20 protein-coding genes and 1 pseudogene are annotated in these 21,925 nt (G+C 66.1%); 5 read left to right on the forward strand and 16 right to left on the reverse strand.

Annotated elements, in window-relative coordinates; genetic code table 11:
* The first annotated feature begins 13 nt into the window (after nucleotides 1–13).
* A complete protein-coding gene (gene vanR-Sc, locus J7E25_RS00535) occupies nucleotides 14–709 on the forward strand; it encodes a response regulator transcription factor (RefSeq protein WP_214867773.1) in 696 nt (231 codons plus the stop codon).
* Nucleotides 710–719: 10 nt separating this feature from the next.
* The gene (locus J7E25_RS00540; RefSeq protein WP_251038682.1) at nucleotides 720–1,790 is read left to right on the forward strand and encodes a HAMP domain-containing sensor histidine kinase; all 1,071 of its coding nucleotides are present in this window, start codon (nucleotides 720–722) and stop codon (nucleotides 1,788–1,790) included.
* On the opposite strand, the pseudogene vanX reads toward J7E25_RS00540, so the two are convergent.
* The 7 genes and pseudogenes from vanX to dnaK form a co-directional block, all read right to left on the reverse strand.
* Nucleotides 1,750–2,392: pseudogene (vanX, locus tag J7E25_RS00545) on the reverse strand (D-Ala-D-Ala dipeptidase VanX). The gene J7E25_RS00540 and the pseudogene vanX overlap by 41 nt on opposite strands.
* On the reverse strand, nucleotides 2,389–3,429 hold the full coding sequence (vanA, locus tag J7E25_RS00550; protein ID WP_214866946.1) for a D-alanine--(R)-lactate ligase: 1,041 nt from the start codon (nucleotides 3,427–3,429) through the stop codon (nucleotides 2,389–2,391). The pseudogene vanX and the gene vanA overlap by 4 nt, the downstream one beginning before the upstream one ends.
* Nucleotides 3,426–4,451, reverse strand: coding sequence for a D-isomer specific 2-hydroxyacid dehydrogenase family protein (locus tag J7E25_RS00555; protein ID WP_214867775.1), 1,026 nt, complete (start codon nucleotides 4,449–4,451; stop codon nucleotides 3,426–3,428). The genes vanA and J7E25_RS00555 overlap by 4 nt, the downstream gene beginning before the upstream one ends.
* A gap of 151 nt (nucleotides 4,452–4,602) precedes the next feature.
* Nucleotides 4,603–5,019, reverse strand: a complete 417-nt coding sequence (locus J7E25_RS00560) for a heat shock protein transcriptional repressor HspR (protein ID WP_214866947.1) — start codon at nucleotides 5,017–5,019, stop codon at nucleotides 4,603–4,605.
* A gap of 8 nt (nucleotides 5,020–5,027) precedes the next feature.
* A complete protein-coding gene (locus J7E25_RS00565; protein WP_214866949.1) occupies nucleotides 5,028–6,008 on the reverse strand; it encodes a DnaJ C-terminal domain-containing protein in 981 nt (326 codons plus the stop codon).
* Nucleotides 6,009–6,096: 88 nt separating this feature from the next.
* Nucleotides 6,097–6,789, reverse strand: a complete 693-nt coding sequence (locus J7E25_RS00570; protein WP_214866950.1) for a nucleotide exchange factor GrpE — start codon at nucleotides 6,787–6,789, stop codon at nucleotides 6,097–6,099.
* Nucleotides 6,790–6,791: 2 nt separating this feature from the next.
* Nucleotides 6,792–8,675, reverse strand: coding sequence for a molecular chaperone DnaK (gene dnaK, locus J7E25_RS00575; RefSeq protein ID WP_214866952.1), 1,884 nt, complete (start codon nucleotides 8,673–8,675; stop codon nucleotides 6,792–6,794).
* Nucleotides 8,676–9,050: 375 nt separating this feature from the next.
* Here dnaK and J7E25_RS00580 point away from each other — a divergent pair, with 375 nt between their 5' ends.
* Nucleotides 9,051–10,955 (forward strand): transketolase, encoded by a 1,905-nt coding sequence (locus J7E25_RS00580; protein WP_214866954.1) that lies wholly within the window; start codon nucleotides 9,051–9,053, stop codon nucleotides 10,953–10,955.
* 19 nt (nucleotides 10,956–10,974) lie between these two features.
* Nucleotides 10,975–11,526 (forward strand): GNAT family N-acetyltransferase, encoded by a 552-nt coding sequence (locus J7E25_RS00585; protein ID WP_214866956.1) that lies wholly within the window; start codon nucleotides 10,975–10,977, stop codon nucleotides 11,524–11,526.
* Between the two features lie 74 nt (nucleotides 11,527–11,600).
* Here the strand turns inward: J7E25_RS00585 and J7E25_RS00590 are convergent, their stop codons facing one another.
* Nucleotides 11,601–11,822, reverse strand: a complete 222-nt coding sequence (locus J7E25_RS00590) for a ferredoxin (protein ID WP_214866958.1) — start codon at nucleotides 11,820–11,822, stop codon at nucleotides 11,601–11,603.
* A 181-nt stretch (nucleotides 11,823–12,003) separates the two neighbouring features.
* Here J7E25_RS00590 and J7E25_RS00595 point away from each other — a divergent pair.
* Nucleotides 12,004–12,898 (forward strand): IS5 family transposase gene (locus tag J7E25_RS00595; protein ID WP_214866960.1). Its coding sequence is split into 2 segments (ribosomal slippage): nucleotides 12,004–12,354 and nucleotides 12,356–12,898, totalling 894 coding nucleotides; the frame shifts between segments, so codons are not numbered across the junction.
* Between the two features lie 24 nt (nucleotides 12,899–12,922).
* Here J7E25_RS00595 and J7E25_RS00600 read toward each other — a convergent pair.
* The 8 genes from J7E25_RS00600 to J7E25_RS00635 all read right to left on the reverse strand — a co-directional run bounded on the left by J7E25_RS00600 (nucleotide 12,923) and on the right by J7E25_RS00635 (nucleotide 21,900).
* Nucleotides 12,923–13,123, reverse strand: coding sequence for a hypothetical protein (locus J7E25_RS00600; RefSeq protein ID WP_214866963.1), 201 nt, complete (start codon nucleotides 13,121–13,123; stop codon nucleotides 12,923–12,925).
* An 83-nt stretch (nucleotides 13,124–13,206) separates the two neighbouring features.
* On the reverse strand, nucleotides 13,207–14,010 hold the full coding sequence (locus J7E25_RS00605) for a hypothetical protein (protein ID WP_214866965.1): 804 nt from the start codon (nucleotides 14,008–14,010) through the stop codon (nucleotides 13,207–13,209).
* 68 nt (nucleotides 14,011–14,078) lie between these two features.
* Nucleotides 14,079–14,666, reverse strand: coding sequence for a recombinase family protein (locus tag J7E25_RS00610; protein ID WP_214866967.1), 588 nt, complete (start codon nucleotides 14,664–14,666; stop codon nucleotides 14,079–14,081).
* Nucleotides 14,667–15,385: 719 nt separating this feature from the next.
* The gene (locus J7E25_RS00615; RefSeq protein ID WP_214866969.1) at nucleotides 15,386–15,952 is read right to left on the reverse strand and encodes a hypothetical protein; all 567 of its coding nucleotides are present in this window, start codon (nucleotides 15,950–15,952) and stop codon (nucleotides 15,386–15,388) included.
* Between the two features lie 389 nt (nucleotides 15,953–16,341).
* Entirely contained in the window at nucleotides 16,342–17,691 is a 1,350-nt protein-coding gene (locus J7E25_RS00620; protein WP_214866970.1) for an FAD-binding oxidoreductase, read from the reverse strand.
* 2 nt (nucleotides 17,692–17,693) lie between these two features.
* The gene (locus tag J7E25_RS00625; protein WP_214866972.1) at nucleotides 17,694–19,220 is read right to left on the reverse strand and encodes an aldehyde dehydrogenase family protein; all 1,527 of its coding nucleotides are present in this window, start codon (nucleotides 19,218–19,220) and stop codon (nucleotides 17,694–17,696) included.
* A gap of 38 nt (nucleotides 19,221–19,258) precedes the next feature.
* Nucleotides 19,259–20,668 (reverse strand): VOC family protein, encoded by a 1,410-nt coding sequence (locus J7E25_RS00630; protein WP_214866974.1) that lies wholly within the window; start codon nucleotides 20,666–20,668, stop codon nucleotides 19,259–19,261.
* 26 nt (nucleotides 20,669–20,694) lie between these two features.
* Nucleotides 20,695–21,900 (reverse strand): FAD-binding oxidoreductase, encoded by a 1,206-nt coding sequence (locus J7E25_RS00635; protein ID WP_214866976.1) that lies wholly within the window; start codon nucleotides 21,898–21,900, stop codon nucleotides 20,695–20,697.
* Between the last annotated feature and the right edge of the window lie 25 nt (nucleotides 21,901–21,925).

A 21,925-nucleotide genomic window follows, 5' to 3' on the forward strand; every position in this document is an offset into this window, starting at 1 on the left:
TAGCATTGCGAGTATGCGCGTGTTGGTCGTCGAGGATGAGCCCTACATGGCAGAAGCCATCCGTGATGGGCTGCGCCTGGAAGCGATCGCAGCGGACATCGCTGGGGATGGGGATGCTGCGCTGGAGCTGCTGAGCATCAACGCCTACGACATCGCCGTCCTCGACCGCGACATCCCCGGACCCTCCGGTGACGAGATCGCCGAAAGCATCGTCGCCTCCGGCAGCGGCATGCCGATCCTGATGCTCACCGCTGCCGACCGGCTCGACGACAAGGCGTCCGGATTCGGGCTCGGAGCAGACGACTACCTCACCAAGCCGTTCGAACTTCGAGAGCTCGTGCTCAGGCTCAGAGCACTCGACCGGAGGCGCGCACACAACAGACCGCCCGTGCGAGAGCTCGCAGGCCTGCGTCTGGACCCGTTCCGCCGCGAGGTCTACCGGGACGGCCGGTACGTCGCGCTCACGCGCAAGCAGTTCGCCGTGCTCGAAGTTCTCGTCGCCGCCGAAGGCGGAGTCATCAGCGCCGAAGAGCTGCTGGAACGGGCATGGGACGAGAACGCCGACCCGTTCACCAACGCGGTGCGGATCACCGTCTCGGCACTTCGCAAGCGGCTCGGCGAACCCTGGATCATCTCCACGGTGCCCGGCGTGGGCTACCGCATCGACCCAGAATCGGACGCCGGCAGTGAGGAAGTCGAGCGTGGATAGAGCGCCTGGGTTGAGCGTTCGCCTCAAGCTCACCCTCAGCTACGCGGGATTCCTCATGATCGCAGGTGCCCTGCTGCTCGCGGTCGTGTGGGTGTTCCTCCTGCGCTACGTCCCGGACGGTCCGATCATGGCCATCGGGGGCGGCGTGCCCAACCGCGACGACCTCGTGCGCGCCTTCGTCCCGGCCGTAGCCTGGGCGCTGGTCTTCCTGCTGGTGTTCGGGCTGCTGGGAGGGTGGATCCTCGCCGGCCGCATGCTCGTGCCCCTCGCCCGGATCAGGGACGCCACACGCAGGGCGGGCAACGGGTCACTCTCGTACCGGATCGAGCTGGAAGGCCGGAATGACGAGTTCCGCGAGCTCGCCGACAGCTTCGACGCCATGCTCGCACAGCTCGAAGCGCACGTCGCAGAACAGCAGCGGTTCGCAGCGAACGCCTCGCACGAATTGCGTACTCCGCTGGCGATCACGCAGACGCTCCTCGACGTCGCCCGCCACGATCCGAACGGCAATGCCGAGCTCGTCGAACGCCTCCACGCCGTCAACGCCCGAGCGATCGAGCTCACCGAAGCGCTGCTCCTGCTCAGCCGCGCCGACCAGCGGTCCTTCACCCGAGAACACGTCGACCTCTCCCTCTTGGCAGAGGAGGCCACCGAAACACTTCTTCCCCTCGCAGAACTGCACGGCGTCACCATCGAGACTGGCGGGGACATCGCCCCCGCCATCGGCTCGCATGCGCTCCTGCTGCAGATGACCACGAACCTCCTGCACAACGCCATCGTCCACAACCTCCCCGCGCGCGGCACCATTCAGGTCGACACCGCCATGGGCCCCGGGTCCGTCATGCTGACGGTCGAGAACAGCGGCGAGATGCTCACTCCGCAACTGGTCTCGACCCTCACCGAGCCGTTCCAGCGCGGCACCGGACGCATACGCGTTCACCACGCAGGTGTCGGCCTCGGCCTGGCAATCGTCAAGAGCATCACCAAAGCACACGACGGGAACCTCACGATCACTCCCCGGGCCGATGGCGGGCTCCGCGTCACCGTGCAACTACCAGCCGCGCCCCAGAGGCCAATGTGATGGGAAAGTCGAAATAGGTGTCGGGATACGGTTCGTTCCGCAGCGTGTAGTGCCACCACTCGGCCGCGTAGGAACTGAACCCGCAGGCCTCCATGATCGAACGCAGGTGTCGACGGTTTCGGGCCCTCGGCATCTGGGATTCCCTCGGCTCCGTGATGTGAGACCGAATCCATCAGGTCATGGTCGCCACCCATGGCAACGAGTTCGCCGGTCGCCAGGTGGTAGAGCGTCAAGTCCACGGTGCTGCCCCGGCTGTGGCCCGACTTCGCGGCCACATAGCCGAGCTCGAACATCTCGGATCTGTCGATGTTCGGATAGTGCCGTGCCTTCGTCCGGCCATCCTCCGGCTGCCGTGACCAGCGCAGGAAGCTCTCCACGGCATGCTGAGGGCGATATCCATCCCACAGGAGCAAGCCGAAGCCATAGGATGCCGCTCTGTCGCGCGCGCCCTCCAGAGCTCCACACAGAGCCCTCGTGCCGACGACCCGATTGGCGAGGTATCCGTCGACAGGCTTGCCGGTGAAATTGTCCCAGGTGGCGTACTTCGCGTCCCAGCGTATTCCGGGAACCAGCTCGTCCACGAAGACGAAGTCGTCGTTCATCGACGTTGTCCGCTCAGTGCGAATGACACCAGCAGGTCGATCACCTCGGCAAGCGGGAGCTCGGCGGCCGCCATCATTCGCGGGTAGCGGCTGTACGAGGTCATGCCTGGGAAGGTGTTGACCTCGTTGAGTACGACCTGGCCGTCGTCCGTCAGGAACATGTCCACCCGTGCGAGTCCCCTGCATCCCAATGCGCGATAGATGGCTTTCGCCGTCTGCTGCACGAGGAGGCGCGCGTCTGCGGTGATGTCGGCGGGAACGGCCACGGTCGAGTTCTCGGAGCCGACTTCGGGCGCGCTCTCCTGATGGATCCTGAAGAAGCCGTGCGACAGACGGATTTGATCCACCTCGCCGACGACCAGCTCCGTGTCGGTCTCGAGCACCGCGCATCCGACCTCGCTGCCGGAGACCGCCTCCTCGATCAGCACCTTCGCGTCGTACTGTCGTGCGGCTTCCACCGCGCTCGGCAGGTCTTCCTCTCGATCCACGCGACTGACGCCGAAGGACGATCCCGATCGGGCCGGCTTCACGAATACGGGATACGTCAGTCGGTCGGGGTCGACGTGCCCGTCGCCCGTGACCGTCCAGAACCTCGGGGTCGCGATTCCTGCGCTTCGAACGACGAGATACGCAAGGGACTTGTCCATGCACAGCGCAGAGCTTTGGACATCGCACCCCACATAGGGGATGCCGGAGAGGTCCAACAGGCCCTGGATGGCGCCGTCCTCACCGAGTGTGCCGTGCAGCACCGGAAGCGCCACGTCCAGGTGGACCGTGTCGTATCGGCCATCCGTCTGGACAAGCAATCCGTGGACGCCTCTGTCCGGTGACAGCATCGCCGGACGGCCGTTGCCGTTCTCCCAGCCCGCGTCAGGGCTCTCGCACAGCTTCCACTCGCCGCTCCTGGTGATCCCGACGAAGAACGGTTCGTACTTGCCGAAGTCGAGGTTTCGTGCGACCTCTTGCGCAGACTTGACTGACACGGGGTGCTCTTCCGAGGCCCCTCCGAATATGACCGCGAGCTTCCACCGACTCATGCTGCACGGCCTTCGAACTCGAGGCAATTCAGAATGGTGTTCTCGACCGTGTCGCGCAGGGCGTGCTCCGTGAAATAGGCGGTGTGCGGAGTGATGAGCACATTCGGCAGCCGCTGCAGTCGCAGGACGAGTCGGCTTTCGATCGGCCTGTTCCGCCGGTCGGTGTAGAAGATGCCTTCCTCACCCTCGAGGACGTCGAGCGCCGCACCGCCGAGCTTGCCGCTCTCCAGCGCGGAAAGCAGGGACTCGGTATCGAGAAGCGAACCGCGGCCCGTGTTGACGATGATCGCGCCATGCTTCATCTGCTCGAACCGCTGACGATCCAGGAGATGTCTCGTCTCCGCACTGAGTGGCGTATGGAGCGTGACGAGGTCGCTCCGCTGGAGCAGCTCGTCAAGATCGACGTAATCCGCAGTGGTCTTGGGATTGCGGTCGTAGGCCAGTACGCGGCAGCCGAAGCCCCGCAGCCTGTCGACGACTGCTGCACCGATGCGGCCTGTTCCGATGACTCCGACCGTCATGTCGCGGAGTTCCCTGCCGCGCACGCGATTCAGCCTGAAGTCATGAGCTTCTGCGCGGGTGATGATCGATCGTGCGTTCCGCAGCGCCATCAACATCAGCATCAGCGTGTAGTCGGCGACGCCGTCTGGCGAGTACACGACACCCTCGACCGAGATGCCGACGCTCCGCGCGAAGTCCACGTCGATGTGGTCGTGCCCCGTGCTCCTGGTGGAGATGTAGGCGACGCCGGCTTCGCTGAGCGAGCGAAGCGTTGAATTGGCGATCGGAGTCTTGTGGCCGACACTGATGCATCGATTCCCGATTGCCAGCCCGATATTCACCTCGGATACCGCCGTGTCGATGATCGTCGGGGTGACGCCGAAACGAGGCGCCACCTCGCGGAACACGACGGCCTCGTCCCGCCCGCATCCGTAGATCGAGATTCCCGTTCTCGGGACGACGGCGTCTGCCTCACCAAGCGCATCACGGCGGTCGAGGGCAGTTGACGAGGACGACGCCATCAGCGATCGGATGCCGGGGGGCGCTGTTCGTGCATGTTCGCGGTAGGCCATGCCTCCAGTCAAGGCAGCCTGGTGTTATCAGGACGTATGCGGTTTTCGATACGCCGGCGATATCCCCGGCCTGGTGGTTTCGATACGCCTGCTTCGCGGGCTACTCGCGCTCGAGCGGACGCCACACCACGACGGCGTTCTCGCGGCGCACGCGCGTGCCCGCGCGCATCGAGACGACCTCGCCTGCAGCACCAGCGGCGAACACGCGACGACCCGGGCGGTTGAGCATCTCGTCGGCGAGCGCCGCCTCGAGCTCGCGCACACGGGTCTCGAGCGACGCCACCTGGTCTTCGAGGCCGAGCACGCGCCGGATGCCCTCGAGGCTCACGCCCTCGCTCGAGAGCTGGGCGATCTCGCGCAACTGCACGACGTCGCGCATCGAGTACCGGCGGGACTTGCCGGCGGTGCGTGTCGGAGAGACGAGACCGAGCCGGTCGTATTGCCGCAGTGTCTGCGGGTGCATTCCCGCGAGCTCCGCGGCGACGGAGATGACGAAGAGCGGACTCAGCTCGTTCATGGTCGCACCTAGCCCTTGGCCTTCGCGATGAGCCCGTCGCGTGGATTCTCGTCGGGCAGTTCGGCGATGAAGTCGCGGAGCTTCTCCTCGGCGTCTTTCGACAGGTGCGAGGGCACCGCGACCTGCACCTCGGCGAGGAGGTCGCCCGTGCCCTTCGAGGTCTCGACGCCGCGGCCCTTCACCCGAAGCACGCGGCCGCTGGGGGTGCCGGGGGTGACGCGCAGCTTCACGGGGTCGCCCCCGAGTGTGGGCACCTGGATAGTCGCGCCGAGCGCCGCCTCGGCGAACGTGATGGGCACGGTGACGCGGAGGTTGAGGCCGTCGCGCTCGAACACGGGGTGCTTGCGCACCGAGACGGTCAGCACGAGGTCACCGGATTCGCCGCCGTCGGGCGAGGGCTGGCCCTTGCCCCGCAGCCGGATCTTCTGCCCGTCGGCGACCCCGGCGGGAATCTTCACGGTGATCGGTTTGCCGTCGGACGCCTGCAGGGTGATCTGCTGACCCTTGGTGGCGGTGATGAAGTCAAGCGTCGTCGAGGCGGTGACGTCGCGGCCCTTCGAGGGGCCGCCGAAACCTCGGAATCCACCGGTAGGCTGGCCGAAGCGACCGCCGCCGAACAGGCCGCCGAGCAGGTCGTCGTATTGGCCGCCCTGCTGGTACGTGCGACCGCCAGGACCGCCGAACATCGTGCCGAAGACGTCTTCGAAGCCACCTGCCGCGCCGCCGCCACCGGGCGCGGTGAATCGCGCACCCGAGCCCATCGCCCGGATCGCGTCGTACTCCTTGCGCTGCTCGTGGTCGGAGAGCACCGAGTGCGCCTCACTGATCTCCTTGAACCTCGCCTCCGCCGCGTCATCACCGGGGTTCGAGTCGGGGTGGTACTTGCGCGCGAGCTTGCGGTAGGCCTTCTTGAGTTCCGCGTCGCTCACGTCTTTGGAGACGCCGAGCACCTCGTAGAAGTCCTTGTCGAACCAATCCTGACTGGCCATCGGCACCTCCTCTCATGAGTCTGGCGGAAAACGGTGTTGGCAGGCTCGCGACATCCGATTCGCCGGATGCCGCGAGCCGGCCGAACGGTCACTGCGGGGTCTTCACCACGACCTTCGCCACGCGAAGCAGCGTGCCGCCGAGCAGGTAGCCCGTCTCGACGACGTCGGCGACGGTGTCGGTGTCGACCTCGTCGCTCGGCTGCTGGAAGATCGCCTCGTGGCGCTGCGGGTCGAACGGCTCGCCGATCTCGCCGAACGACGAGAGCCCGAGCTTCTCGACGGCCGCACGGAGCTTCGCCGCGATCGTCGAGAACGGGGCGTCGCCCTCGAGGTCGCCGTGCTTCTCGGCCCGGTCGAGGTCGTCGAGCACGGGCAACAGCACGGCGACGGCCGCGCCGACGGCGCGCTCGCGTTCGACCTCTCGGTTCGCCTCGGTGCGCTTGCGGTAGTTCGCGTACTCGGCGGTGACCCTCTTGAGGTCGGCGAGGTGCTCGTCGCTCGGCTCCCGGATCTCGGCGGTGGCCGCGTTCAGGATGTCGTCGACCGTGAGCGGCGTGTCGTCGTCGTCGGATTCGGATGCCGCGGCATCCGTCTCCTCGATCATCTCGTCCGCGCCGGCGGCCGCTTCGGGGCCATCAGCTCCTTCGATAAACTCCGCCGCTTCCGTTGCTTCGGCAGTCTCGGCCTCCTCCGCAGGACGGCGAACCTCGCCCGTCTCGGGGTCGATCCGCCGCTTGTCGCGGATGACCGGCTCTTCGGGGATCTGGTTCTCGTCTGTCATGATTACCTGGCCTCTGAGCTCGTCGAGGTGTCTTCGTCGTCGATGACCTCGGCGTCGACGACGTCTTCATCGGAGGCAGCCTGCTCACCGGTCGGGTTCGAGTCCTCTCCGGCGCCGGCCGTGGCATCCGCCGTCTGGCTCTGGGCGTAGATGGCCTCGCCGAGCTTGCCCTGCGACTGCGAGAGCTTCTCGAACGCGGTCTTCACGGCCTCATCGTCGTCGCCGGCGAGCGCCGACTTCAACGCGTCGACGTCGCCCTGCACCTCGGACTTGACGTCGGCGGGCAGCTTGTCGTCGTTGTCCCTGATGAGCTTGTCGATCGAGTAGGCGAGCTGCTCGGCGGAGTTGCGCGTTTCAGCGGACTCACGGCGCTTCTTGTCTTCGGCGGCATGCTCTTCAGCGTCGCGCACCATGCGCTCGACGTCGTCCTTCGGCAGCGCGGAGCCGCCGGAGATCGTCATGCGCTGCTCCTTGCCGGTGCCCTTGTCCTTCGCGGACACGTGGACGATGCCGTTGGCGTCGATGTCGAACGTGACCTCGATCTGCGGGATGCCGCGGGGTGCAGGCGCGATGCCGGTGAGCTCGAACGTGCCGAGCGGCTTGTTGTCGCGCGTGAACTCGCGCTCACCCTGGAAGACCTGGATGGCGACCGACGGCTGGTTGTCGTCGGCGGTCGTGAAGGTCTCGCTGCGCTTCGTGGGGATGGCGGTGTTGCGCTCGATGAGCTTCGTCATGATGCCGCCCTTGGTCTCGATGCCGAGGCTGAGGGGGGTGACGTCGATGAGCAGCACATCTTTGCGCTCACCCTTGAGGACGCCCGCCTGGAGGGCGGCGCCCACGGCGACGACCTCATCGGGGTTGACGCCCTTGTTGGGCTCCTGGCCGGTCTCCTGCTTCACGAGGTCGGAGACGGCGGGCATACGCGTGGATCCGCCGACGAGCACGACGTGCGCGACATCCGACAGCTTGATGCCGGCCTCGCGGATGACGTCGTCGAAGGGCTTCTTCGTGCGGTCGAGCAGGTCGCTCGTCATGTTCTCGAACTCGGCGCGGCTGAGCGTCTCGTCGAGGTTGGCGGGGCCGTTCTCGGTGAGCGAGAGGTAGGGCAGCTGGATGCTGGCCTTCATGTTCGAGGACAGCTCCTTCTTCGCCTGCTCAGCGGCCTCCTTGAGGCGCTGGAGGGCGATCTTGTCCTTCGAGACGTCGACGCCGGTGGAGTCCTTGAAGCGCTTGATGAGCCACGCGACGACCCGCTGGTCCCAGTCGTCGCCGCCGAGCCGGTTGTCGCCGGCGGTCGCCTTCACCTGGATGGTCGAGAAATCGTCGTCTTTGCCCACCTCGAGGAGCGAGACGTCGAACGTGCCGCCACCGAGGTCGAAGACGAGGATGAGCTCGTCTTCCTTGCCCTTGTCGAGACCGTAGGCGAGTGCGGCCGCCGTGGGCTCGTTGATGATGCGCAGCACGTTGAGGCCCGCGATCTCGCCGGCCTCCTTCGTGGCCTGGCGCTCGGCGTCGTTGAAGTACGCCGGCACGGTGATGACCGCATCGCTGACGGCGTCGCCGAGATACTGCTCGGCGTCGCGCTTCAGCTTCTGCAGGATGCGCGCCGAGATCTCCTGCGGCGTGTAGTTCTTGGCGTCGATCTCGGACGACTTCCAGTCGGTGCCCATGTGCCGCTTGACCGACGCGATGGTGCGGTCGACGTTCGTGACGGCCTGGCGCTTGGCGGTCTCGCCGACGAGCACCTCGCCGTCTTTCGTGAATGCGACGACCGACGGGGTGGTGCGGAAGCCCTCTGCATTGGCGATGACGGTGGGCTCGCCGCCCTCGAGGACCGAGACGACCGAGTTGGTCGTGCCGAGGTCGATTCCTACTGCTCGTGACATGTTGTCTCTCCTTCTGCCTGGAGGCTTCGCGAGCGGATGCCGCAGCGCTCCATCGGCGGTCGGCCCGGCCGTGCTGGCCCGCGACCGAAGTCGGTGTGTCAAGACTTGAGCCCTGACGACTCAAGTGTCTCAACGCCGTTTCGACGTGTCAAGTTGGCGCCGCGAAACTTGAGTGCAAGTGACTCAACTCACAGCGGATGCCCAGTGTTCCGGCCCTGGACGCGGCCGATACCCCGCGACACATGGTACGCATCGGATGCATTCAGGCGGCATCAAGGTCGTGGGTGAATAAGGGTGTGGTGAACAGATTCCTCGCATCGTAGTCAGGAGCGTCGTCGGCGCATCCGTCGGCGGCGCAGTCATGAAGGAGCGACCGTGACCATCACCCAGACTTCCCAGATCGACCTCGACACGGTGGCCGAGCTCGCCGCCCAATTGCGCGTCGACTCGATCCGCTCGAGCACGAGCGCCGGCTCGGGGCATCCGACCTCCAGCATGTCGGCGGCAGACTTGCTCGCCGTGCTCGTCACCCGGCACTTGCGCTTCGACTGGGATGACCCGACGGCGCCCGGCAACGACCACCTGATCTTCTCCAAGGGGCATGCCTCGCCGCTGTTGTACTCGGTGTTCAAGTCCGTCGGCGTCGTCTCGGACGACGAGCTGATGAACGGGTACCGACGTTTCGGGCAACGGCTGGAAGGCCACCCGACCCCAGTGCTGCCATGGGTCGATGTCGCGACCGGGTCGCTCGGCCAGGGACTGCCCGACGGCGTCGGGATCGCGTTGGCCGGCAAGTACCTGGATCGGGAGCCCTACCGAACCTGGGTGCTGTGCGGCGACAGCGAGTTCGCCGAGGGATCCATCTGGGAGGCGCTCGACAAGGCCGCCCACTACGAGCTGTCGAATCTCATCGCCATCGTCGACGTCAACCGCCTCGGCCAGAGCGGGCCGACCGAGCTGGGCTGGGATCTCGACGCGTATGCCCGCCGTGCCGAGGCCTTCGGTGCTCGTGTGCTCGTCGTCGACGGCCATGATCTGAGCGCCATCGACGACGCCCTGGCCACGGCCGCCGCTCCCACGGATGGCCGGCCCACGGTTCTCCTCGCCAAGACCGTGAAGGGCAGCGGCTTCTCCGAGGTCGAGGATCGTCCCGATTGGCACGGCAAGCCGTTTCCCGCCGACATGGCCGACCGGGCGATCGCGGAGCTCGGCGGCATCCGGAATCTGGTGCTTCGCGGCCCGGGTCCTGAGCCCGCCCCGGCCATCGACGCGACGGCCGAGCCGGCAGGTGGCGACGCCGGCGCGGGCGCGGGCGTCGCGACGCTGCCGCACTACGACCTCGGCGACGAGGTGGCCCCGCGCAAGGCCTATGGAGACGCGCTCGTCGCACTCGGCGCTGCCGACCCGCGGATCGTCGCGCTCGACGGAGAGGTGAGCAACTCGACCTACTCCAACGAGTTCGCGCACGCCTATCCCGACCGGTACTTCGAGATGTACATCGCCGAGCAGCAGCTGGTTGCCGCAGCGACCGGCCTCAGCGTTCGCGGCTACCGCGCATTCGCGTCGACCTTCGCCGCGTTCCTGACCCGTGCGCACGACTTCATCCGGATGGGCGCCATCTCGGGCGTCGATCTCCGGCTGGTCGGCTCGCACGCGGGCGTGGAGATCGGGGCCGACGGACCCTCGCAGATGGCGCTCGAAGACCTCGCCATGATGCGCGCAGTGCACGGGTCGACGGTGCTCTACCCGAGCGACGCGACGAGCACCGCCGCGCTCGTCGAGGCGATGGCATCCACTCCGGGCATCAGCTACCTGCGCACCACTCGTGGCGCCTACCCCGTGCTGTATCCGTCCGGGGAGGCATTCCCGGTCGGCGGTTCCAAGGTGCTGCGCTCCGGTGACGACGACCGGGTGACCCTGGTCGGCGCCGGCGTGACGCTGCACGCCTGCCTGCGCGCCGCCGAGATCCTGGCCGAGGAAGGGATCGAGACCCGGGTGATCGACTGCTACTCGGTGAAGCCGATCGACGCCGACACCCTGACCGCCGCGGTCGGTGCCACGTCGGGGCGGATCGTGGTGGCCGAAGACCACCACCCAGAAGGCGGACTCGCCTCGGCCGTCACCGACGCGCTCCTGACCTCCGGACCGACGAGCCTGTCGCTCGCGCACCTCGCGGTTCGCGACATGCCAGGCTCCGGATCCGGCCCCGAGCTTCTCGCGTGGGCCGGCCTCGACGCCGACCACATCGCGGCCGCCGCTCGCGAATTGCTCGACGAGTGATACCCGCAAGAATGAGCGAATGAACAGCGACCTTCGCCTCACCACCCTCTCGGCGTCTCACGCCGACGACGCCGAGCTCGTCACGACACTCTCGCGATTGGTGAACGGCGTCTACGAGGTCGCGGAACAGGGACTGTGGGAGCCCGAGAGCGCGAGGACGACGGCTGAGGAGGTCGCGACGCTGATCCGTTCAGGTGAGATCACCGTCGCATTCCTCGACGACGAGCTCGTCGGATGCATCCGGATTCACGAGCTCTCCGATCGAATCTGCGAGTTCGGCCTGCTTGCCGCCGCCCCGCACCGGCGAGGGGCCGGAATCGGTCGCGAGCTGGTTCGGTTCGCCGAGGCGCTCGCGGCGGAGCACGGCCGGGAGATCATGCAACTGGAGCTTCTGGTGCCGCGCGAGTGGTCGCATCCGTCGAAGGAGTTCCTCACTGCCTGGTACACCCGAATCGGCTATCGCCCAGTGCGCACAGGTCGTCTCGAGGAGTCCTACCCCGCTCTCGCTGCTCATCTGGTGACCCCGTGCGACCTCGTGATCCATCAGAAGGACCTGCAGCCCTGGGTGTGATCACCACAGGTGAAGAGCCCCGAATTCGCGGGGATGTGGGAGGAGAACAACGCCCGCGGGAAACGGCACTTCGCTCAGCGTCGCGCCGTGTGCGTGTCGTCGGCTTCGATGGAGATGGTTGCCGACGGGCACAGCTCCTTCGCTTCGCGGACCGCCGCCCACTCGGACTCCGGCGGGTTCGCGTCGAGCAGTTCCACGAAACCGCCCTGCTCGGGCGGGTTGCCGAACACCTTCGGAGCGATGCGCCCGCAGTTCTCGGAGGCAATGCACGTGACGGGGTTCACGGTGACCTTCATCAGCAAACATCCTTTCAGTCGTCGCGCCGATGGGGACGACTCTCGTCATCCACGGTATTGACGGTCGGGAGGCAGAGCCACCTCGACACGGGGCAACGGAACCGACGCATGGGCGGCGACCCCTGCGCCGCCTGGGGCGTGTCTGACAAACGCGGGGCTGGCGCGGCGTGATGCTGGTAACGTGTCGCGCTTCCAGTTGCTCTCTGATGCCGATTGGGCTCTGGTCGCTGATTTGCTACCGGCCCGAACGCGCAGACGAGGTCGACCGTTCTCCGATGCCCGCACGATGGTCGAGGGGATCGTCTACCGGTACCGCTGTGGGATCGCTTGGCGAGACCTCCCCGCTGTGTTCGGGCCGTGGGAAACGGTCTGGACTTGGCACCGGCGGCTTGCCGCCGATGGCACTTGGGATGATGTGCTCGCAAGGCTGATTGCCGCAGCCGATGCCGTCGGCGCCGTGAACTGGTCGGTGTCAGTCGACTCGACGATCGCTCGCGCGCACCAGAACGCCACGAATCTCACCCGGCACACAGGGGGCTGGGTCGAACTACAAGAATCCGCTCCTCGAACCGGCTGACCACGCGCTCGGCCGTTCCCGCGGCGGTCTGTCGACCAAGATTCACCAACTCGTCGACGGATGCGGGCTGCCGCTCGTGATCGCAGTCACTCCGGGCCAGGCCGGGGACTCGCCGATGTTCCTGCCGCTTATGGCCCAGCTCCGGGTATCCCGCACGATCGGCCGGCCGCGAACGACGCCGGACGCGGTCTGGGCCGACAAGGCATACTCCTCACGGGCGATCCGCGCGCACCTGCGTAATCGGCGTATCAAGGCGGTCATCCCGGAACCGGCAGACCAAGCCGGACATCGGAAACGGCGCGGTTCACAAGGGGGCCGCCCACCATCATTCGCCGCCGAGGACTACCGTGGTCGGAACGTGATCGAACGCCGCTTCTGCCACCTCAAGCAATGGCGTGGACTGGCCACCCGCTACGACAAACTCGCCATCGTCTACCGTGCTGGCGCGGTCCTGAACGCGGTCATCGCCTGGGCGAGACATCTATCAACCGTGACCTAGGCTCCCCCGCGAGCGAACAATCGCTCACGCCTGCTGCAGGATGTCCGCATAGCGCGGATCGAACGGCTCCACGAGGACACGCTCGAGCGCAGCTGAGAGCGCCCACAACGCGGTCTGCTCGCTGGGGAAGAGCTGCAAGTCGAGGTCTTGGTCTTCCCACCGGTGCAATATCTCGAAGAGGACAATGGCTTCGTGAGCGTCCAGCACCACAGCCTGATCTGTCATAGGCAAAGACTATTCACTGAGACAGGCCGGCTCACCCCCGCGAGGTCTGACTCCGTAGCAGCCCACGATTTAGCAGACACACCCTAGTTCGATCGCTGACCGGGCGCTGTTGCGGAACGGTCGAGATGATCGAGCAGGCTCTCGGTGTGGTCCGTGGCCTTTTCGACGACCTTTGCGAGCGTCGAAAGTCGCGTCGCCATTCGATACCCGTCGCCTTCCAGGCGATGCTCCAAGACCTGCACAGTCAGGTTGCGATTCGCGTGAACGAAGCCGCTCCCCATCTTCCACGCCTGAATCGCCGTGATTGCGTGCGTGCGAATGCCCCATCGATCCGATTCGCGAACGATCTTGCTCCATGGCGGGAACCAGTCGATGGATTTCCCCGTGAGACTTTTCCGCGCATCTCGACATGCCTCAACACGCGTCCTGAATTCTGCAAGATTCTCAGGCTCAGCGACCCCGGATGCCGCGGCAAACTCCTCCGTGTCGACAGCGTTTCGCCAACTAAGGCGTAGCGAGGAGATGACGCGGGCGTTCAGCGTGCCCGCATTCAGGAGCCAGAGGCCGACGGCTGACGACTCGATCGCCGACCGGGCGAGCGTGTAGCCGCCCATGGTGGGGGCATCGTGTGTTGTCGACATATACGAGCTCAGGAAGTGCAGGTGTTGCTGCGCGCTGACCGCAAGGTGCATCACTTGCGAGGAGAACGGATCAACTGCCTCGGTCCACCTGTTCGCCTCCGCGAGACGGCTCTCCGGCTCGATCTTGTGCACCTCGAAGCGCTCGGGAAACGACTCGATGCGCGCGAAGCACTCTTGCAGGAGTCGCGCTCCCGCTTCGGCCAACTCCGGTGATTCCTGCCGAATCGTCGTGCGATGAACTGGCACGGTGCCTCCTCGCTTTCGCGGTCCCGACGTGGAAGTGCTTCCGTCGCGGCGCCGTTGACACGTACGTGTCAACGGCTCGAGCTGACGAGCGTCAGGCGGTGGCGCTCAATCGCCCGATAGACACTCGGCCGCGAGACGTTGAACAGTGCAGCAATCTCGGGCACCGACATGTCGCCGGCCTCGTAGTGCGCGGTCACCGCGGCATCTTGCTTCGGCGTGAGCCGTGGCTGTCGGCCGCGGAGCTTCGCGCGAACGCTCGGCCGCGCCATGGCCTCGCGTGTGCGAATGCTGATCCAGCCGCCTTCGGCCTCGGCCACCGCGGCGAGCATCGTGAAGAAGAGCTTGGCCATGGGGTCGTTCGGGTCGTAGACGATCCCGTTGAGGCTGAACACGATGTCGCGCTCGTGCAACTCCTTGAGGAGTTCGAGCGTGCCGAGCGCGTTTCGCGCGAGACGGTCGATCGCCGGCACAGCGAACACATCGCCTTCTCGGCACGCTGCAAGCGCCTGGTCGAGGCCGGCCCGCGTCATGGTCTTGCCGGTGAAGCCGTGGTCGATGTAGATGCGCTCTTGGTCGACGCCGAGCGTCAGGAGCTTGGCAATCTGCGTCGCCTCGTCCTGCTCCACCGTCGAGACTCGCGCGAAGCCGATGAGCATGCTTCCTCGTCTAAATTAGGGCACCATCTGTGAGATTCGGAGCGTACAGCTCATCTGAGACAGCAACAGGCCCGGCTCGCCGCGGTGGCGACGGCCGGGCCTGGCTGTCTCAGTAGACGATCCCCATACGGACGGGACTCATAGTGAGTCTGCGCAGTTCCGGACTCTCGTCAGGCTCTACTCCGCTTCGTGCAATGCAACGCGTTCAAGGAAAAGCGATACAGGCGTGGGGCTCGTCCCCAGAATCAGTACCTGATGTCCGGGCGGGTTTACTGCGATCATCCACCCCTCGGAGTTCTCACCGAGCACCTGCGCGGGTCGGAGATCGCCTTCGACCGTAACGTCGACAGAGGAGCTGCTGGGGGATGGCGAAGGCATGTCTCCACCGAACCTGCGTCGCCATAGCGAGCGTGCAAGATCTGCAACTCCACCCTGTTCGATCGTATGAACCTCAAGACCCGACCCGCTGCCAGAGAACTCGGATTCATAAATGCGATGACTAACGAACCCGGGACCCTTGCTTGTGCCACGGCGAATGCTCCCCCCGTTCATCGTCGACGTCCGGTAGAGGGGCGGGAGCTTGTTCTGCGCATAGAACTCGTCGAGCAATGCTCTCCGCCTCGCGACCTCCTCGACGGAGAGCGGGACTCCCCACATTGGTTCCGATCCACTACTCAATTCTTCCGCCCCTCTCGACATCGACTGTGGGCTAAAGCCCTCTACAGGTAGGCGCTGGAGCTTGGATTGCCGATGACGCAACTGGCCAAGAGGGTCTCCACGCTGCCCGCAAGTTGTGTAGTCGCCCAACCGGAGCCGAGGTATGGAATGGCAACATCGTCTGCGGAGTTACCCGGCCACCATCCGCTATATGGCCGGCTGAAAGACCCTGCTGCGCCTGCGTAGTACAGGGTTGTGTTGTAAGTAATGATCGGACCTGTACTGGACTCAATCTCCCACCAAATGTATGCCTTTCCGCTGCCATAAGCCGAGATGCTCACGCTTGCGCTGCCGCAGTTTCCGTAGACGGTGTTATATGGCGTGACGGTGCCGGGCTTAGATCCACCCTGGGAGAGAACACCACATACGTCCAGATTATTGGCGATCGCGTAAGCGCGTCCTCTTGGCGTAAGGGTTGAGCAGTCGAAAGTCATGGGCACCGTCACTACAACGGCTTCCTCGGGCGTGGTGTCCTCGGCGTAGGCAGGAGATGACAAGACCGGAGCGAAGAGCAGTGCGGCCAGCGCCACCCCCAGACCGGCAATTGTCCTTCTCGCGAATGTGTTCATTTTATTTCATTGCCCTCTCATAAAAGTTGCTTCAATCCACCTTTGATTCACCTGACCCGACTCCTTCGTCGCCCCAGTGAACTGGTTTTGGTTCATGCGCCGTTGCATTTACCTCCTTCGCGGCAGGGTCCCCGCCTGGGTGGGCACATTCAATCGGAGAAAAGTCTCCGACAACACTCGTCATTAATGAGGACAGCGCTTACCATTACCGCCGGGCTAGTCTCTCGCCTGACATTTGCTTCGACATGCGCCGAGTTCGGGAGCGGTGTCAGAGATCGGGATGATGTCAGGTGACGCGTGATGTTGTTCTGACTGATGCCCAGTGGGATCGGATCCGGCCGTTGCTGCCCTCCTCGGCGCGCGACTCACGCAGAATTAGGAGACACGCCCTAGATGCCGCGCCCCGGCGTCAGGATTCCCTTCGGGTCGAAGACGCTCTTGATGAGGCGGTGGGCGGCCATCGTCGCCGGATCCAGTTGCTTGGCGAGCGAGCCGTGCTTGAGGGAGCCGACTCCGTGTTCTCCGGACATGGTGCCCCCGAGGCTGAGGGCGGTGTCGGTGATCCGGTCGAGGATGCGTTCGGCATCGTCGGAGACCTCGTCGCTGTCGCCTCGCACGATGACGGAGGGGTGCAGGTTCCCGTCGCCGGCGTGCGCGAACGTCGGGATCGGGACGCCTTCCTCCGCACTGATCCGTTCGATGGCTTCGAACATGTCTGCGAGGCGAGCGATGGGCAGCGCGACATCAGATGACACCCGGGGGCCTTCGGCCGAGAGGGCCCGACTCGACACGCGACGCGCTTCGAGCAGGATGTCGCCTTCAGCCTGCTCGACGCTGATCGCCCCCGCTCGCCGACTCATCGTGGTTGCCTGCTCGAGATCGCTGGTCGCGGTGCTTCCGATGAACTGGCCGACGAGGAGCGCGGCGGCTCCGTCGGTGCTCAGTCCGGTGGGGGAGAACTTCTCGACGAGTTCGACGCTCGTGCGGTCCATGAGCTCGAGCACCTCTGGCACGACGTCGCTCGTCATGATCGCCGTGACGGCGCGGCCGGCCGCCGCGATGGTCGGGAACGCCGCGCGGAAGGTGACCGTCGTGCCGACGGGCCGCGGTCGAAGGCGAACCGTTGCGGCGGTGACGATGCCGAGCGTGCCCTCGGACCCCACGAAGAGACTCGTCAGGTCGTAGCCGACGACGTTCTTGCGGGTCCTCGACCCGGTGTGGATGATCTCGCCGCTGGCGAGGACGACTTCGAGGGCGGCGATGCTGTCTGCGGTGACCCCGTACTTCACGCAGCGGAGTCCTCCGGCGTTGGTGGCGATGTTGCCGCCGATCGTGGATTCACGGGAGCTGGCGGGGTCGGGCGCGTACATCAGCCCATGCTCCGCAGCGGCCCTGTCGATGTTCGCCGTGATGACCCCGGCCTGCACGTCGGCGAGCCGGTTGGCGGGGTCGATCGCCACGATCTTGTTCAGCTCGGCGAGCGAGATGACGAGGCCGCCGGGATACGCCACGGCTCCGCCGGCAAGGCCGGTGCCGCTGCCGCGGACCGAGACCCTGACGTAGTTGCTGCTCGCCCATTCGACGGCGGCCGCGACGGCGCTGCTGCGGGCGATGACGACGGCGGCGGGAAGCCCCTCGGGCCGGGCCCGGGAGGCATCCGAGCTGTAGCCCACGAGGTCGGCCGGGTCGGTGAGGACCTGGCTGCCGAGCCTGCGGATGAGGTCGGGAAGAGGGCTCACCGTCAGAGGAACTTCACGCCCTGGGCGAGCGGCAGCTGGCCCGAGAAGTTCACCGTGTTGGTGGCCTGGCGCATGTACTGCTTCCACGAGTCGGCGCCGGACTCACGGCCCCCACCGGTCTCCTTCTCGCCACCGAACGCGCCGCCGATCTCGGCTCCGGAGGTTCCGATGTTGACGTTGGCGATGCCGCAGTCCGAGCCGCCGGCGGAGAGGAACCGCTCGGCTTCGGTCTGGTCGTTGGTGAAGATCGCCGACGACAGGCCCTGCGGGACTCCATTGTGGAGATCGATGGCCTCGTCCAGCGTGTCGTAGGTGAGCACGTACAGGATGGGCGCGAACGTCTCCTCCTGCACGACGCCCGACTGCGAGGGGACGCGCACCACGGCGGGCTCCACGTAGTACGCATCGGGATGCTCGTCGTGGAGCACGCGGGTGCCGCCGTAGAGCACTTCTCCGCCCTCGGCGACCGCCCGTGAGAGGGCCTCCTGCTGCGCCTCGAAGCTGGCCTTGTTGATCAGCGGTCCTACGAGGGTGCCCTCAACGGTCGGGCTGCCGATGCTGAGGGTCTTGTAGGCGTCGACGATGCGCGAGGTGAGCGTCTCGGCGATCGACGAGTGCACGATGAGGCGACGCAGTGAGGTGCAGCGCTGGCCGGCAGTGCCGGCGGCGGCGAACACGATGCCTCGCAGGGCGAGATCGAGATCGGCGGATGGCGCGACGATGGCGCCGTTGTTCCCGCCGAGCTCGAGCAGTGCCCGGCCGAACCGCTTGGCGATGAGCGGCGCGATCTCGCGCCCCATCCGCACCGATCCGGTGGCCGAGACGAGGGCGACTCGCTCGTCTTCGACGAGTCGCTGGCCGCCGACGCGGTCGGTGAGCAACACATGGTGGAGGCCCTCGGGGGCTCCGACATCGTGCACCGCCTGCGCGAGGAGCGCATCGGTGGCGAGGGCGGAGAGCCGCACGGCGTCAGCGGGCTTCCAGACCACGGTGTCGCCCGCGATGAGGGCGAGCGCGGTGTTCCAGGCGTACACGGCGACGGGGAAGTTGAAAGCAGAGATGATGCCGACGACGCCGAGCGGATGCCACGCCTCAGCGAGTCGGTGGCCCGGACGCTCCGAGGGCATCGTCTTGCCGAAGAGCTGGCGGGACTGCCCGACGGCCAGATCGGCGATGTCGATCATCTCCTGCACCTCGCCGAGCGCTTCGGAGCGGATCTTCCCGACCTCGGCGGTGACGAGGGTGGCGAGGTCTTCCTTGTGCTCGGTGAGCAGTTGCCCCCAGCGCTTCACGAGCGCCCCGCGCACCGGCGCCGGAACCTCACGCCAGGTCTTGAACGCCTCCGCCGCTCCGGCGATGGCGGCGTCGATCTCCTCGTCGTCGTGGGTTCGAGTGTGGAAGATGACCTCTCCGGTGATGGGCGAGCGCACTTCGGCGTCGCCCCCGATGGCGTCGAGGTCGACGCCGGTCGCCTCGAGCGCGCGACGCACGTCGTCGGTGATGGAGGCGGTGCTGGGGAAGTTCGTCATGGATGTCTGCTTTCTGTGTTCCGGGCGAACCCGGTTGGTCAGGCGTCGGTGGAGATGCGCAGCCCGAGGGCGGTCTCAGCAGCGCTGAGGGAGGCTCGCTGCTGGGCGGCATAGAGGTCGGTCGGGTCGCTGATGCGGATTCCGATGACCTCGGAGAGCCGCTCGATGTCGTAGTACGTGCCCTCCTGGTCGTCGTCGCGGGATCCGTCGTCGGTGAGGTTCGACTGGAAGATGCCGGCAGCGGAACGCGGCAGGAAGTCCTCGTAGACGATCGGTTCCGGGATGAGCGCGCCGGATTCGACGAGCGCGCGCAATGTCGCGGGTTCCGTCTGCGTCTGCGGCGCAGGGGCATCCGCAACACGGTAGGTGAAGAAGGCGAGTTCCTGCAGGGCGAGCTCGTGTTCCGTGGCGGGCAGGCTCTCTCGCCAGACGACCTCGGCGACCTCGACCCGAGTGGTTCCTGCCGGGGCGCCGGCACGACGCGCGTCGACTTCGGCGACCAGGCGGTCGTAGAGGTCGCGGCCCTTCGCGGTGAGGGCGATGCCCCGCTGCTCGACCTCGCCGAATCGCACGCGGAGGGACCCCGTGCGCACCTCACCCCCGGCGTGGCGGAACCGGCGCTCCTCGGCGAGGGCCTTGAACGAGGTCTGGCGCAACAGCACGTCGGGGCCGTCCCAGTCGGGCGGGCCCTGGATCTCGTCGATCATCGTGATTCCGCGCGCTTCCATCCGCGCGTACAGGTCATCGATGTCCAGAACCCGGGGCGTGAGGTGGTTGATGTGCGTCGAGGGGACGCCGCCGATGTCCGCCGCCACTGCGGAGATCTTCTCGAGCTTGAAGTACCAGTCATGGTCTACGGGCTCTTGCGAGAGTTCGAACGCGGCGGTTGCCAGATCGAGGAACCGCGACGCATCCGGCTCCTCCAGACCACCGTCGCGAGCGGACCTGTCGGCGAGGCTGAGCAGCTCCTCGCCGAAGAGGGTGCGTGAGTCGAGGAACGTCTCCAGCTGCTGCTGTGTCTCCTCGTCGAAGAACCGGCGGTCGTCGTGCGCGAGCATCGAGGTGAACACGCGGAACGGGTTCTTGGCCAACTCGGCAGCATCGATCGGACGGAACGCGGTCGAGACGACCGGAACGGAACTGGCGGATGCGTCACGGAGGTCGTAGAACCCGACCGGGTGCATGCCGAACCCGGCGAACACCCGGGCAACCTGTGCGAGCTCACGGGCTGAGCCGACGCGGATGGCGCCGTGGCGCTCAGCGGTGACCCGCTCGATGCTGCCGAGTCGCTCGGCATCGGCCCCGTTCTTGCGGATGAAGTCTTCGTTGACCTCCTTGGACACGTCGACGAGGGTGTTGTAGGCGGGCACTTCGTTGCCGTACAGCGTCGCCAGGCGGAGTGCGAAGTCTGCTCGCAGATCCGACAGTGTCAGCTCGGTGGTGGTCATCGGTGGTTCTCCCTTCCTTGCACCGGTTAGATGATGTGGACTTCGGCAAGACGGGCCTGCAGGCCCTCGAACCGGATGGCGCTGAACGAGGTGGCGTCCATGAATGAGTCGCGTCCGAGGTAGAGGTCGCAGACGAGCTCTCCCACGGCCGGGCCCTGCAGGAAGCCGTGTCCCGAGAACCCCGTCGCATAGATCACCCCCTGCACATCGTCGGACCGGCCGATCATCGCGTTGTGGTCTGGCGTGTTCTCGTAGAGCCCTGCCCAGCCGGCCTCCAGCGGGAGGTTGGCCAGGGCGGGAGCGATGATCTCCGCGGCCCGATCGAACGACGGCTTCCACCGGTAGGAGAACTCGCGGTCGAAGCCGGGTTCCTGATCCTGGTTGGAGATGCCCAGCAGCATCGCGTTGCGGTAGTTGTGGAAGTACAGGGTGGTCGAGAGATCGAGGGTGAACGGAACCGTGGGAAGCGGTCTGGCTTGCTGCCGCGTGAAGCCGATCTGGCGGCGCACCGGCTCGACGGGCAGGTACACCCCGACCATCTCACCCAGCCTCGTCGACCACGCGCCGGCGGCGAGAACGACCGAGTTCGTGGTGATCGATCCGCGGTTCGTGTGCACCTCGCGCACCGCGCCGCCCTCGGCGTCGATGTCGAGCACCTCGGTGTGCTCGCAGATCGAGACACCGAGCTGTGCGGCAGCCTCTGCGTAGGCCTTGACGACGCGTGAGGGCTGCGCGAATCCGTCTCGCGGCGAGAACGAGCCGCCGAGCAGCGCCTCCGGATCGAGGAACGGGTTGATCTCTCGCGCTTCGGCCGGCGTGACCATATGGCTGGAGCACCCCAGGCCGTTCTGGACCCGGGTGCTCGACTCGACGGACGCCATCTCGGACTCGTCACGGCAGAGGAAGAGATAGCCGACCTGTCGGAGACCGATGTCGGTGCGGAATGTCTCGTCGAAGCGTTCGTAGGCCTCGAGGCTGCGCTGGCCGAGCCGGATGTTGCCGGGGTCGGAGAATGTTGCGCGGACTCCTCCCAGGGGCTTCGCCGATGAGCCCGACCCGAGCGTGTTGCGTTCGAGGAGGACGACGTTCCGCACGCCCGCTTCGGCGAGGTGGAAGGCGATGCTCGTGCCCATGATGCCGCCACCGATGATGACGATCTCCGCGCTGGAGGGCAGCTTCGTCTCGGGCTGCTCGACCAGGGGAACGACGTTCTCGAGGTGGTCGGTTTCCATGGCGTCCTCTCGCCGAGCCTTGTTC

Origin of the sequence: Agromyces sp. ISL-38 (assembly GCF_018613935.1) — a bacterium.
Classification (GTDB): domain Bacteria; phylum Actinomycetota; class Actinomycetes; order Actinomycetales; family Microbacteriaceae; genus Agromyces.